The sequence below is a fragment of the Paraburkholderia acidicola genome, assembly GCF_002362315.1.
Taxonomy (GTDB): Bacteria; Pseudomonadota; Gammaproteobacteria; order Burkholderiales; family Burkholderiaceae; genus Paraburkholderia; species Paraburkholderia acidicola.
The window spans coordinates 195,218-209,822 of sequence record NZ_MTZV01000003.1; the positions used below are offsets into that span (position 1 = coordinate 195,218).

11 protein-coding genes are annotated in these 14,605 nt (G+C 60.5%); 1 reads left to right on the top strand and 10 read right to left on the bottom strand.

Features of this window, described 5'->3' with window-relative positions; translation table 11 throughout:
• Positions 1-4: 4 nt before the first annotated feature.
• From BWP39_RS32530 to BWP39_RS08670, 8 genes are all read right to left on the bottom strand, one after another.
• On the bottom strand, positions 5-1,849 hold the full coding sequence (locus BWP39_RS32530) for an amino acid ABC transporter permease/ATP-binding protein (RefSeq protein ID WP_096718924.1): 1,845 nt from the start codon (positions 1,847-1,849) through the stop codon (positions 5-7).
• Between the two features lie 30 nt (positions 1,850-1,879).
• Complete coding sequence (locus BWP39_RS08640) at positions 1,880-3,202, bottom strand: LLM class flavin-dependent oxidoreductase (protein ID WP_096718926.1); 1,323 nt, start codon at positions 3,200-3,202, stop codon at positions 1,880-1,882.
• A 36-nt stretch (positions 3,203-3,238) separates the two neighbouring features.
• Positions 3,239-4,240, bottom strand: coding sequence for an LLM class flavin-dependent oxidoreductase (locus tag BWP39_RS08645; RefSeq protein ID WP_096718928.1), 1,002 nt, complete (start codon positions 4,238-4,240; stop codon positions 3,239-3,241).
• Positions 4,241-4,409: 169 nt separating this feature from the next.
• A complete protein-coding gene (locus BWP39_RS08650; protein WP_096718930.1) occupies positions 4,410-6,944 on the bottom strand; it encodes a TonB-dependent receptor plug domain-containing protein in 2,535 nt (844 codons plus the stop codon).
• Positions 6,945-7,066: 122 nt separating this feature from the next.
• Positions 7,067-8,014 carry an ABC transporter substrate-binding protein gene (locus BWP39_RS08655; RefSeq protein ID WP_096718932.1) on the bottom strand — a complete coding sequence of 316 codons (948 nt, stop codon included), beginning with the start codon at positions 8,012-8,014 and terminating at the stop codon, positions 7,067-7,069.
• Between the two features lie 63 nt (positions 8,015-8,077).
• Positions 8,078-8,626, bottom strand: coding sequence for a GNAT family N-acetyltransferase (locus tag BWP39_RS08660; protein ID WP_096718934.1), 549 nt, complete (start codon positions 8,624-8,626; stop codon positions 8,078-8,080).
• Positions 8,627-8,904: 278 nt separating this feature from the next.
• Positions 8,905-9,897 (bottom strand): succinylglutamate desuccinylase/aspartoacylase family protein, encoded by a 993-nt coding sequence (locus BWP39_RS08665; protein WP_096718936.1) that lies wholly within the window; start codon positions 9,895-9,897, stop codon positions 8,905-8,907.
• 11 nt (positions 9,898-9,908) lie between these two features.
• On the bottom strand, positions 9,909-10,253 hold the full coding sequence (locus BWP39_RS08670; protein WP_096718938.1) for a DUF3088 domain-containing protein: 345 nt from the start codon (positions 10,251-10,253) through the stop codon (positions 9,909-9,911).
• A gap of 160 nt (positions 10,254-10,413) precedes the next feature.
• On the opposite strand from BWP39_RS08670, the gene BWP39_RS08675 reads away from it, so the two are divergent.
• The gene (locus tag BWP39_RS08675) at positions 10,414-10,734 is read left to right on the top strand and encodes an NIPSNAP family protein (RefSeq protein ID WP_096718940.1); all 321 of its coding nucleotides are present in this window, start codon (positions 10,414-10,416) and stop codon (positions 10,732-10,734) included.
• A gap of 56 nt (positions 10,735-10,790) precedes the next feature.
• On the opposite strand, the gene BWP39_RS08680 is transcribed toward BWP39_RS08675, so the two are convergent.
• A complete protein-coding gene (locus BWP39_RS08680; RefSeq protein WP_096718942.1) occupies positions 10,791-13,232 on the bottom strand; it encodes a penicillin acylase family protein in 2,442 nt (813 codons plus the stop codon).
• 66 nt (positions 13,233-13,298) lie between these two features.
• Positions 13,299-14,459, bottom strand: a complete 1,161-nt coding sequence (locus tag BWP39_RS08685) for a porin (RefSeq protein ID WP_096718944.1) — start codon at positions 14,457-14,459, stop codon at positions 13,299-13,301.
• Positions 14,460-14,605: the final 146 nt, after the last annotated feature.

Below are 14,605 nucleotides of genomic sequence, written 5' to 3' on the forward strand. Positions count from 1 at the left end.
CGTTTCACAAGACCTTCGAGAGAAACTCACGCGTACGAGCCTGAGCCGGGTCGCCGAGCACACTCGCCGGCGGACCCGATTCGACGACACGTCCGCCTTCCATGAACACGATCGTGTCGGCGACTTCGCGTGCAAAACCGATCTCGTGTGTCACGATGATCAGCGTCGTCCCCGACCGCGCGAGTTGGCGAATCACGTCGAGTACCTCATTGACAAGCTCTGGGTCGAGCGCCGAGGTAGGTTCATCGAACAACAACACCTTCGGCTTGAGCGCCAGTGCGCGCGCAATTGCCACACGCTGCTGCTGGCCACCCGACAACTGGCGCGGCCACGCATCGGCCTTATCGGCGAGCCCCACCCGTGCGAGCAATTCGCGCGCTTCGGCTTGCGCCTGTTCACGCGGCACACCTGATGCCAACGGTGCCTCGACGAGGTTGTCGAGCACGCTCAGGTGCGGGAACAGGTTGAAGCTCTGGAACACCATGCCGACATCGGCACGGCGCCGTTGCAGGATGTCTTTCTCCTTGAGCTCGTAGAGCGTGCGTCCTTCGCGGCGATAGCCGATCAGATCGCCATCGATGTCGATGAAACCGTCGTCGACACGCTCGAGGTGATTGATCGAACGCAGCAGTGTCGATTTTCCCGAGCCCGATTGCCCAAGGATCACGGTCACACTGCCCGACGGAAACGCGATCGAAATGTTATCGAGTACCTTCAGTGTTCCGAAGCTCTTCGATACGTTGTGAATACCCACCTTGCCGCCTACGCGCCGCTGCGCCCAGCCGGTTGTTGTGCCCGCATCGGATGTCGTTCGCGCGTGTGCCGCCAGTCGAGCCGCAGTGCTTTCGCTTCGTGCCGCAGCGCGCACGTTACGCCAGTGCTTGAACAGCGCCGCCAACGGCGACACCGCGACCTGCTCGCGCGTCGCACCGCGCGCGTAGTACCGCTCGATGTGAACCTGGATCGCCGACAACACCGTGAGAATGATCAGATACCAGACTGTCGCGACCATCAGCAACGGAATGACTTCGAGATTGCGGTGATAGATGATCTGCACCGTGTAGAACAGATCCGGCATCGCGAGGATGTAGACCACCGACGTGCCCTTCGCAAGTCCGATCACGTCGTTGAACGCGGTCGGCAGGATCGCGCGCATCGCTTGCGGCAGCACGATGCGACGCACCTGACGCGTCCCCGGCAAACCGAGCGCAGCAGCCGCTTCACGCTGGCCGTGGTCGACGGACAGAATCCCGCCGCGAATCGCCTCGGCAGAAAACGCCGCGTGGTTCAGCGTCAGTCCGAGCGCCGCTGCGAAGAACGGACTGATCAGGTCGGTGGTCGATTGATTCAGTAGCGTGATGTGGGTGAACGGCACGCCGATCCAGATCGTCTCGTACAGATAGCCGAGGTTGTTGAGCAGAAGCAGCAGCACGATCGGCGGAATCGAGCGGAATAGCCAGATGAACGCCCACGCGCAACCGGCCAGCAATGGCGAGCGCGATACGCGCGCCAGTGCGAGCGGGACGGCAAGCGCAAAACCGAACAGCGCACCCAGCCCCGTGAGCACGAGCGTCCGGGCGAGACCCGAGAGCACCGGCGCGGCAAAAAACCACTCCACGAAAACGCCCCAGCCCCAACGCGGATTGCCAAGCACGGAATTCAGCACGATCCCGATCAGCACGATTGCGAGCACGGTTCCCGCCGTTCGTGCATGGTGCTTTGCTGGAACGATCCGGTAGTGCGCGTATTCCGGACCGGCTGTATCGTCGGTCAGGTGGCCGGGGTGGCCCGGGTGACCTGGGCGGCCCACATGGACCGTGCCGGGAAACTGGTGCGTGGTATCGCTCATGGTCTGTCTTCCTGCGGTGCCAGCTGTGGGTTACGCCGTTTCTGCAGTCGCGTAGCGGCTCTCGCGTCGCGGCAATCCGAGATGATCGCGCAGCGTCGTTCCGGCCAGCGTGCGGCTATAGCGACCGCGCGCCTCCAGCGCGGGGATCACGTAGCGGACGAAATCGTCGAAACCTTCGGCCTGTACCGGGAAACCGAGGATGAAACCATCGGCCGCGCCCGCGTCGAACCAGCGGATCAGTTCATCTGCAATCTGCTCGCCCGTGCCGATGAACTGCGTCTTCGGCGTCGCGACTTCCAGCGCGACTTCGCGCAGCGTCGAGCCCTTCTTCTGCGCCTCGGCCTTGATGCGGTCGGTGGTCGAACGGAAGCTGTTCTTGCCGAGATCGCCGAGATCCGGGAACGGTTCGTCGAGCGGATATTGCGTAAAGTCGTGATGTTCGAAGAAGCGGCCCAGATACGCGAGCGCTTCATCGATGGTGAGCAGATCGCGGATCACGCGATACTTCGCTTCAGCCTCGGCCACCGTTGCGCCGACAATCGGGCCGATGCCCGGGAAAATCTTGACGTCGGTGGCGAGCCGCCCGTGCTCAACTGCGCTCTGCCGCACGCTCTCCGAAAACGCGCGCGTTTCTTCGAGCGACGGCGAATGCGTGAACACCGCATCCGCATACTTGCCGGCCAGCGCGATGCCAGAATCCGACGCGCCAGCCTGGAAGATCACCGGTTGCCCTTGCGGGGAACGCTGGATGTTGATCGGTCCGGCAACTTCGAAGAACCGGCCTTTGTGATCGAGCGTATGCAGTTTCTCGCGATCGAAGAAACGGCCATTTTCGCGGTCGCGCACGAATGCGCCGTCGTCCCAGCTATCCCAGAGCCCCTGCACGACTTCCAGATATTCGTCGGCGATTTCGTAGCGTAGTTCGTGATCGGGGTGCTCACCCCCGTAGTTCTTCGCGGAACCCTCGAGCGGCGAAGTCACGACGTTCCATCCCGCACGACCACCACTAATGAGGTCGAGCGATGCGAACTGTCGCGCCACCGTAAACGGATGGCTGTACGACGTCGAGAGTGTGCCGGCCAGACCGATCTTCGACGTCGAGGCCGCCAGCGCCGACAGGATCGAGATCGGTTCGAAGCGGTTCAGGAAGTGCGGGATCGACTTCTCGTTGATATACAGACCATCGGCCACGAACGCGAACGCCACGCCGTTGGCCTCCGCCTTCTGTGCGATACCGGTGATGAAATCGAGGTTGACGCTGGCATCGGCGGGTCCGGCGGGATGCTTCCAGGAATTCATGTGACCGCCTGCGCCGTGCAGCATGATGCCGAAAGTAAGGTTTCGCTGGGTCATGATGGGATCCGGTAAAAAAAGTAAGGAGCGAAAAGATCAGACGCGCGCGTCCTGTTGCGCAACGGCCAGTGCTTCAACCGAAGCAAGGCGCAACGCGTAGTCCGCTACGGGGATATCGATCACGAACTCCTCGATGCCGAAGCGTTCGTGCAACGTGTCGAGTTCCTGATGCACCTCATCCGGTGTGCCGGTGATGACATGCGGGTGCAGTTCGTCGAGCCGATAGTCGGTCACGCCGGTTTGCCGCGCGAACTCCGCAGCGGCTTCGGGACTCGGCAGATTGACGCTCTGCCCCGTGGCAAGTCGCAGCTTGAAAATGCGCAATGGACCGACATGGCGTTGTGCTTCGGCCTTCGATTGCGCGGTAAACGCGTAGAGCGCGAGCAGCGGCGTGCGCCCTGTCGCGTTGCGATACACGTCAATCGAGCGCTCGATGCTGTCGCTATCGCCATTGAAGTGACCGGCATAGCAGAACTGCCAGCCATGTTTCGCGGCGAGCGCTGCGCTTTCAGGACTGCCGCCGAGCAAAATGCCTTGCGGTGCTTCAGGTGGCGTAGGCAATGCGACTGCGCCTGCCAAAGGATGATCCACAGCGACACCCGCTTTGAGGAACGCATCGAGTTCAGCAAGCTGGTTAGCGAAATCGGGTTTCTTCGCCTTGTCGTGAAACCACTGCAGCGCGCGCGTGGTGAGCGGCAATCCACCCGGCGCCTTGCCGACACCAAGATCGACCCGCCCCGGCGCGAGAGACGCGAGCACCCGGAACGATTCGGCCACCTTGAAAGGACTGTAATGCTGCAGCATCACGCCACCGGAGCCGACGCGAATCCGCGACGTATGCGCGAGCAGATGCGATACGACGATCTCCGGCGCAGAGCTTGCAAGCGCCGACGCGCCATGATGCTCGGCGATCCAGTAACGTTGGTAGCCTAAGGCCTCTGCGCGCTGTGCGAGCCGGATCGTGAAGCGCAACGCATCGTGCGCAGTCGTGCCTTCTGCAATCGGACTTTTGTCGAGAATCGAAAGGGAATAAGACATATCGATACCTGCCGCCGCACCGGAAGGCACGTAGGAAAGAGTGGTGGGAAATTTGCCGGGTGACACCCGCTCGTTCCATTATCGCTAGCGAAACGCCGCATCGTTCGAGCAAATTTTGCTATGCATATGACAAGAATTCCGGAACGCTTAGCACGCGCCTGGAACACGCCTAGAACACGTAGCGTGCCCGCAAATAATAGAAACCGCCGTCCTCGCCGATCGTCGATGCATAGGCGCTGTACTGGCTCCCTTCGAGTTGCGCCTGATATGGCAATTTGCTTGGGTACACGTTGAAGAGGTTATTCGCGCCCACGGCGATCTCGAACTTCTTCGTTACGTCGTAACGAACCTCGACGTCGGTGATGTACTTCGCTGCGTTGTCGAAATGGAGGAACTGCGTCGTCGAAAACGCATTGGGTCCGACAATGTAGGTCTGCTCGCTCGAGGTCGAACCAAAGCGCGTTTCGTGCAGGCTCACACCCCACTTGTCGAGATGCCACGTACCACCCACGATGATCTTGTTCTTCGGTGTCGACGTGCTCAGCCAGTTGATCTGCTGCGCGTTGAGTTCCGGCTGGCCGTTCGCACCGGTTGCCACCTGCGTGACTGAAGTGGTATTCAGGTTCACGCCGAGATCCCAGTCCACCTGGCCATACACGCCGAAACTGGTGTGCCAGGTCCCTGACAGATCGATGCCACGCGTGCGCGTGCTCGCGCCGTTCGTGAAGTAACTCGCGGACACCGCTGACGCCGGGATCGAACCCGGCACCGACAGCCCTGCGGCCTCCATCGCTGCAATCGCGGACGCGCCCGACGCCGTACCGCCTTCGACGATCCGGTTGCGGATGTTGATCTGGTAAGCATCGATCGTCAGATGCAGGTCTCTGGTCGGCGTCAGCACGAGACCGACGTTGTAGTTGGTCGACTGTTCTGGTTTTAGCGGCTGCGCGCCGATCAGCTTCGCCGCCGCCGAATTGGCCGCGAGCAGACCAAAGACCGATGCCGGCGATTCGCTGACGTTGCTGTAGTACTCCTCGGCGAGCGACGGCGCACGAAATCCCGTACTCACACTGCCGCGCACCGCGATCTGCGGGGTGAAGTCGTAGCGTGTCGAGACCTTGCCGTTCGTCGTATCGCCGACGTCGCTGTAGTGCTCGAAGCGCCCTGCCAGATCGACGGTCCACTTCGGTGTCAGGTGGGTCGACAGATCGATATACGTGCCGAGCACATTGCGCGAGTTGTCGCTCGCGCTGACGGGCGCGAGACCCGGGAGCGCCTGGGAACCGCCATCCAGATACGACGCTTCGTCACCGGCGCCCACGCTGTAGGTCTCACGTCGTTGCTCGACGCCTACCGATACATTCACCGGCGCCGGCAGCAGCGGAACGTTGAATGCGCGCGAGAAGTCGAGGTTATTCGTCAGTTGCGTGTTGCTGATAGTTGCCAGGTGAAAACTGGTCGGCGTGTAGCCTTGCGCGGCGAACAACCCGGTGTTGGCCGAATTGTTCATTCCGATGCGCTCATGGTCGCCGCCATAGGTCGTGCTCAGATCCCACGACCAGCCAAACAGGTTCTGCTGGCCTTTGATACCGGACGTAATCGAATAGTCGTTCTCGCTGACGGTCTCTGTCGGTACGAAGCCGCCTGGATAAATCTGTGGAAGAACTGAAGGCGGGCGATAGTTCTGATAGGCCTGTGCATCGCGATGCGCATAGGTCCCGAAGCCGTACAGTTCGACGTCGTCGTTCAGATGGTAGCCAGCATTAAAACCCACCGATTCACGCGTACTGGCCGGATTACCTTCGATCGGGTTGTAGTAGCCATGCCCCGGCTTAAAGGTCCCGAAGTAATCGTCGGGACCGGTGCGCACCGTATGATTCTGGCGGTCGTATTCTGCGGCCAGATCGAGGTAGCCCTGGTCGCCGAGATTCAGACCGAGATTGGCAGACTCGCCATTCCTGAAACCATCGCCTGCATAGGTCTGGCCGTTTGTCGTCTGCAGTGCGCCGCCGTGCGCCTTGGTCTTCAGGATGATGTTGATCACGCCGGCAATCGCATCCGAGCCGTACTGCGCCGACGCGCCGTCACGCAGGACCTCGATGTGATCGATGAGCCCAATCGGGATCATGTCGATGTCGACACCGGTCGACCCCTGGTTCAGGCCGCCGTCGAGCGCGATATTGGCCGTGGTGTGGCGACGCTTGCCGTTGATCAATACCAGCACGTGGTCCGGCGTCAGGCCGTGCAGCGACAGCGCGTCGGTCAGTTGCGCCGTATCGCCGGCATAGGCCTCACGTGTGATCGACGGCGACAGTTTGACGAGCGCGTCCCGCAGATTGCTCTGCCCCGTGGCCTGCAACTGCGCACCGCTGATCACATCGATCGGCGTCAGGCTCTGGCTCGCCTTCGTGCTGGTACGTGTGCCGGTCACGACCACAGCATCCTGCAGCACGACGCTGGTCGCGCCAGCCTGCCTCGACGCAAGCTGCAGTTCGGGTGGTCGCGTTGGCGCGGAGGGTGCAGTCGTCGCGGATGTTTCCGCAGGCTTAACCTCTGTCGCTCCCGTCGCCGCAGCCGGCACAGTCGCGCTTTGCGCCCACGCCGTGCCATTGCATGTGATCGCCAGCGCGGCGACCGATAACATCGTCCTGCGAACGCCCGTGTCGGTGTAACCGATCTGATTCTTTCCGCTCTTCCTGCGCATCGACTGCCCCGTTGATGGTCGGCGAACACAGCACTGCTCCCACCGCTCGATACGAGCAGTGTGGATCGTGCTTTCCTGGTATTGACTGCGAGATGCGGCGGACTCACATCCGCGCGACTGGCTTAACTCTTTGGCAACCCTGGCGGGTTCGTTCTGGCCTGATCGATTGCTTCGCTACCGAGACTCCAGCGGTCGAGCACCTGGGTGTATTTCCCGCTGCTGATCAGATTGTTCAGCAGCAACGTGAGTGGCGCGGCGAGCCCACTTCCTTTGCGTGTCGTGATCGCGACATCGGCCAGAATCGGCCAGCCGCCACTGATCGCGCCCACTGCGCGTATCTTGCCTTTCTGCACAGCCTCGTAGGCAAGTTGCGAGTTGACGCTCAGGATCACATCGGCACGCCCCGAACTGAGCGCCAACGCCCTTACGGCCAGGTCGTCGTAGTACTGAACCTGCACCGGCCTCAATCCATGCGCGACATTTTGCCGATCCCATTCGAGCAGGATTTTTTCCTGGTTCGTCCCCGAGTCGGTGATCACGCGCAACCCGGCAACATCCTTCGGTTCACGGATCGTCTTGATCGGGCTCGCATCGGTTACATAGAATCCGATCACGTCGCGCCGATAGGTCGAGAAGTCGAATTTCTGCTTGCGCTCTTCGGTCACCGTCACGTTCGACAGCACTGCATCGACCTTGCCTGATTGCAGAGCGAGCGGCCAGTCTGCCCACGCGAGCGCGACGATCTTCAGCTTGCGCCCGAGGCCGTCAGCGACCAGTTGTGCGAGGTCCGGATCGAAACCCACGGCCGTCTTCGCATCGGTCGCGTAGGTGCCGAGCGGCGGTGCCGCCAGTGTCATACCGACGACCAGTTCGCCCTTTTCAGCGAACGGAAAGGCAGCGGGTACGCCCTTGATTGCTGCGGCATCGGGCGTGGTGCGCACGCGGTCGTGCTGATCCGGGCTCAGATTGAACGTGGTGATGTTCGCTGCCCACACTGTGCCTGCTACGCCGATCGCCAGTGCGAACAACGTCCCGGCAACCGCCGAAAGAATATGCCGACCTTGCTTCATGACTTGTTGTGCCCCGTTGAAATGGACCGTTGATTCGATGCGTTACGTGCGTTGCATGCGTTATTAGCGAACGCCGAGCGGCTCGTGCTGGATCAGATCCTGCAATGAATCGGTGCGTCCCGGCTCCAGCAGGTCCTTGCCGAACGGCAGACGGAAATGGACCTCGGGTGCGATCGAGCGATCGAACAGCGCTTCGTAGCCCGCGTTGAGATAGAGTTCGGTTGCCTCGGGCTGTCTGAAGCCCGTGGTCAGATAAACGCGGCGATATCCCTGCCGCAACGCCCGCTCCTCGAGTTCCTGCACGACGCGGCGCGCCAGCCCCTGACGACGCTGGCTCGCATGCGTCCAGATACGCTTGAGTTCTGCCGTCGTCGCGTCATAGCGTTTGAATGCGCCGCCGCCAACCGTCTCTCCATCGCGTATGACAACGATGAAAGCGCCTTCGGGCGGCGCGAATAACTCAGCCGGATAACGCGCCATCTCTTCACTCGCCGAAGCAGAACTGTCCGGGCGAAACTCGCGATAGCGGGTTGCATATTCGACCTCGAGCGCATCCAGTAGCGGTCGCGCAACGGGATCCAGCAGAGTGGTATCAATGATTTCGTAGGTCATGGCAGATGGGGAGCGCACCTGCTCCCGTTGATCGTATCGTGGAGTCGCTATTGCGTCCGACCTTAGTCACTGTCGAACCAGATCCAAGATAGCAGGCGCTTAATGAGGATCGAACCAAACATTTTGCGTATCGTTATGACGTGAATTCCGCATACTTAATTCACGTCATGCTTACGATCCAGCAACGCCATGGGTCACACCATTCGTCACGCTATTCGCCCGCGAATAAAGCATGGAAACTGCCGCGATATTGACCATCGATTCAATCCGTATGGCGTTCAAACGGGTTCGGCAAGATGAAACAGGCAGTCGCCACGTTCAACTGAGGCCGGTACGCGCTTGCAGACCACCTCCCCCGCTGCTGCAAAAAACGTCGTGACCGGTTCACGTAAGGGTGTATCGGGAAAGTGAATCCGCGCAGCAGGTTGACCGGCCACGACCTGCTCGCCCAGCTCGACTAGCGGTTCGTACACGCCGCGGTCATAGGCATAGACGTAATGGCGCGAACCGGACACCGAGAAGAAGCGGGTCTGCGCAGGCGGACCATCCGGTACGAGCGGTCCGCTCAACAGCCCGATGAACCCGAGCAGATTCAGCAAACCGTGTCGCGCATCGCGCAGCAGCCGCGCCTGCACGGTACCGCCGCCACCGAGTTCCGTGAGGATAGAGAGCGCGCCCTGACGACGTGCTGCGGTCGCCGCATGCACAGGATTCGGCGGATGCAGAAACGCACGCGGCAATCCGAACGCAGCAAGCAGCGCTTTAAGTCGGCGCTCTTCGTCGGGGTCGCGTGGCGCGATAGCCAGCATATTGGCGCCATCGTAGAGAAGCGAACTGCCACCCGAGTGTATGTCGATCAGATACTGCGAACGGGCGAGCAACGTGTGCTCGATATAGTCGGCGATCGCCGCGGTCGGCGAGCCTTGCGAATCACCCGGGAAACTGCGGTTCAGATTGCCGCCGTCTAGCGGCGATGTCCTCAGGCCCGCAGCTGCGGCGGGGAAATTCGCCATCGGCAGGAAGATCAGTTGTCCGCGCACCCATTGCGGCTCGATTTCGCGGATCAGGCTGGAAACGAGCACCTGCCCTTCGTACTCGTCGCCGTGATTGCCGCCCATGAGCAGCACGACAGGGCCATCGCCGTTGCGAATCGATGCGATCGGAATCGGGATCCATCCGTACGCAGAGCGATGGACCGAATACGGCAGACGCAGGTAACCGACGTGACGCCCATCGGCATCGAGGTCGATTTCATTGTGGAGGGTGGTCATTCCGGGCAGTGTCAGTGGACTTTCGGAAACCCGTGGCGCTCGGCCAGTAACGCAAGAATACGCTTAGTGTCCGTGACGAAACGCTTGTCGCCTAGCGTCTGCGCATCGGCGGGCACCGGCGCTTCGTCGCCGAGTATCAATACCGGCAAGCCCTGATGGTCCGCGTCGAGCGCCTTGACGACTACCTCGCGCGGACGCGCAAATGGCAAACGCTGAATATCGAGGCTGGCAGCCTTCGAGGGATCGCTTGCAAGCAGTCCCTCGATCGGCACGCCGTGCGGACACACAAAACGCTCGCCAGGATACTTCGGATCGGCAAAGCCCGGTTCAAGCAGTAAAAGAAGGTCGCGGCTCATGACAGACGGCACTCCGGAAGGTGATGAACCGGACGATTCTCATCCGTTGCCTTGCATTGCGCCACGAATAAATCGGCACAACCATATGCGGTCGGCAACTTAGCGTCACGCATTAGCGATAATCTAGACCTGTCCGCACCCTTGCGCCACGGAGACAACCATGCTTTACGAAATCCGCACCTACACGTTCAAGCCCCAACGGGCCGCCGAATGGATCGCCTTATACAAGAGCGAGGGCCTGCCGATCCAGCAGGAATATCTCGGCGAACTGATTGGGTTCTTTACCACCGAGATCGGCAATCTGAGTGAGGTCGTGCATATCTGGGGCTATCAGGGCCTCGACGACCGCATCCAGCGTCGCGACCGGATGGCGGAGGATAGCCGCTGGCAGGAGTTCGGCCGCAAGGTGAAAGCGCTCGATATCTTCGTGAAGATGGAATCGCGCATTGTGCGGCCGACGGATTTCTCGCCGCTCAAGTAGTGAGCTGAGATTGGCCAGAGGTGAAGTAAGGCGGCCGTCGCCCTCACCTCGCCATCTCAAGGAAGCGTTGACTCTGCCCCACCGTACTCAAGCGTTACCGAAGAGCTGATATCGCGCTGACTATCCTCCGGCCCGAGATCGATGCGCTTGAGATGATTCTGCGCATGCATCTGCACCTGGTCCGTGAGATGAGGCGTGCCATGTCCAGACGGATCGATGAACTGATTCTGTCCGCCGGCCTCGGTAACGGTGTACAGCACCGGGTGACCGCCGCCGAGTTCCATGAGTCCGGTCCACTCCTCACCGCCGTTTAACGGCACCATCTTCGGTCCGAGACCGAGTTCTGCCCACGTCGTGCTACTGCGCTCATCGTCGTCGGGAAGTGACGGACGCGCCGGGTCGTCGGCCGCGTCGGTGAAATATTTCCAGTAGATGGGCATACGCCAGGTCTCCATCGGGCGACCTGGAAATTTCTTGCGAGTCAACTCGATGGTTTGCCGGATCGTGTCGGCAACCACCGCATCGCGCGGCCGACCGTCGAAGTAGTCGAACTTCACCGGCAAACCCGCTTGCGGTCCTTGCAACGTGCGATACAACAAGCTCGTCTGATACTTCAGATAGCGATCGTCATCGATCGTCTTCCACGTGTTTCCGATGGCGTGGTCAAAGATCATCTTCGGCGCGACTTCCAGCCATGTCCTGAACAGCGTCAGACCAGCGTTGTCGTAGTAGCCGTCGCCATCGCGATCCTGGTAGAGGCCGTTCCATGAAACCATCAGGCTCACGGCCTGCGATATCTGCGGATCGTGCGCTTCGGCCGCCGCAGCCTTCAGGAACGGTGCAAAGAAGTCAGGCGATGTCTGGCTACGGTCGCGCGCGCCAAACGCATTCCAGATTTGTCCGTTGTAGTCCTCCATGTCGAGCAGCGTCGTCGACGAGGACGACGCGCCCTGGCGATTGCCCAACCACGTGCGGAAGGTTGCGCCGAATCGTCCTTCGTCTCCTTCACGCGACCACGTCGTCGCCTTGCTGTTCCAGCTATGGATATAGGCCTGCTTCGGATTGAGCATGTGCGGCCGCTCGGCGAGCGACAGGAAGCCCCGCCATTCGTAGTCGCCCGTGCCCGGTGTAGGCAGACGCGGGTCGGCCCCGGGCGCACGCTTCGGTTGCAAACCGGTCTCCCAGAAGCCGATCTGGCCGCTCTCGTCGCCGTAGCACACACCGAAATCGGTTGAGAGTCGCGCAATCCCCTTGCTCTCGAAATCGGCGAGCGTGCGTGCCCGCTGCATCTCGACGACCGCCACCCAGTTGTCGAGTTCGTGACCGCGTTCCGCGAAACGCTGCGTGTAGGCTACGCCGTGCGGTTTGTCCCAACTGACCACGGTGCCGTGTATCGTGCGCGCGACTTCGTGCTCGACGGGCGCGGCGCCTTTGACCACGATGGTTTCGTTATGCACGTCCATCTGTTGCCACTTGCCCTGGTACCAGTATTGATGAGGATCGAGCGGATTCAGCTGTTCGGCAAAGGTATCTGTCGTATCTTCCTGGCCAGAAGTCACGAGCCAGCCATGATTCGGGCCGCGTCCCATGATCGGAATGCCCCACGACGGCATGGTGAAACCCGCGCTGTCAAAACCCCCGCCATGCAGATGAATCTCTGGGCCATCCGCCGTCGATTCCAGCATCAGCACCCTACCGCTCGCGGATCGCTGCGGTCCGATCACGAGGCATCGGCTGTGATTGTTGCTCGGTGCGGGTGCCGCCGTGGGCGGCATACCCTGCTGCGTTGAAGCCAGTGTCAGATAGGTCGCTTTCGGCATCGGACGTACCGGGGCAAGATCCTCTCCCGCCGGTATCGCAGTCGGCGAATCGGGATCGCTCACAGGCACGACGTCGTCGAAGATCTTGCGTCCGGTCGTCTCACCGTAACGCGTCACCATAGCGTTGTAGAAAGCCAGATTCTGCAGCTCGAAGCCGCCGCGATCGCGCGGAAAACCCGCCGCCATCGAGAGAAAATCGAGCAGCGACCAATGCTCCGGCGTCACACCCCAGCGTGTAAATTCATAAGGCGTCTTATGCTGCGGGTCGCGGTCGATCTCGTCGATCACGCGGTTGATACCGTCGACATAGGCCTGCATCATGCGCTGGTGCTCGAGCGGAATCGCGCGATACATGCGCATCAATTCGGCGCCGTCGAGTTTCCGGTCGCGCGAAATGATGTCCGACTGAACCGCTGACGCACCGAGTATCTCGGCAGTACGTCCCAACGCCCGACGGCGAAACGTTTCCATGTCCGCGAGCCGGTCCTGCGCTTCGGCGTAGCCCGCTCCGAACATGACCGCGGCAGACGTCTTGCCGAAGACATGGGGCACACCCATCGCATCGCGATCGATACGCACCTTTTGAGCCGCGATCGGGTCAGGCTGCGGCGTCTGCGCACAGCCGGTGGCGAGCGCCGAGGAAGCAAGCAGTAAAGAAGTAGCGAATGTGCGATTCATGGGATCTTCTGAAATTCTGGTTGTCGGGAATGTCGTGAATGTCGCGAGCGAGCTGTTTCATGCAATTCAGAATCTGTGGCGAATCCCCGTGCGGAACGCGAGCTGACTCGCCGTCGAGGAGATCCCGCCTGCCCCAGGGATAGCGGCGCTATCGAGCACGTTGCCGCTCCTGTCACCGGTCACCTTTTCATACGCGCCCTGCACATAGATGTCGGTGCGCTTCGACAGCATGTAATCCGCCATCAGGCCGACGGTGTGATATCGCGGTTTCACGCTTGCTCCGGACGCATCGCCTTCGACAAGCGTGTAGACGTATTGCGCACCCAGGAAGAAAAACGGCGTCACCTGGACCATGCCATTGACCTCGAGATTCTGGAATTTCAACCGGTTCAACGCGACACCGGCGATCTCCAATGGCAGCGGATTGCCCGACGGGTCGCTCAGATAGCTCGAACTCACCGGGTCCCGCACATCGGTATTCGAATACACGAAGCCGAGTGTCGTGGAACCGATCGTATAGTTGACGCCAGCGCCGAAGATACGCAGGCGCGCGGCGGTGAAACTGGCGTTACCGGCTGGCGTCGCGCCGCTGTTCGGTGCACCCGGATTGTTGGTCTGCAGGTAGGCTGCCGCGACCAGAAGTGGACCGTTCAGGTATTGCGCACCGAGACTGTACAAACGGTCATTCGCAAATTTCGTGTTGTTGCTGAACGCGTACATGCCGCCAAACTTGAAGCCGGCAAACTCCGGGCTCGCGTATTTGATCGCGTTGTTCACCAGAAATGAACCGTCGGTATTGTCGTTGTCCATCGGATGCGAAAGCAGCCAACCACCCCAGTTGCCGTTGGCGGTCGTGGGCGCGAGATAGTCGATGATCGAGTCGTACTGACGGCCCACGGTCACGGTCCCCCGCTTCTCGTCCGACAAGCCGATAAACGAGCGACCGGGTGCGGACCGGCCACTGTTGACATCGAAAGTCGTCTTGATCACGAACGTGATTTTTTTCCCACCGCCTAAATCTTCGACTCCGCCCAGCGTGATGATGTTGCTCTGCAGATAGCCGCTCTGAAACTGATACAGGGGATCGCCGTGCGGATTAGTGTTGTTCGTGATGTCGAAACCTTCGTCGATCACGCCTGACAACGACATACTGCTTTGTCCGAACGCGGACATGGCGAACGTGAGCGGTATTCCCAGCGCGGCGATTGCGATGACTGTTTTTTTCATTGTGGTCGACATGCTCGGATCGTTCGTTGAATGGGACATCGGGGGCGGTGACAGGAAGATTGGCGCTCAATATATCGGCGACGATTTTTTCAAATAAGATGTTTTTTTGTTTATCCCGATCACAGCCTCTTATCGCCCTCGTTAAC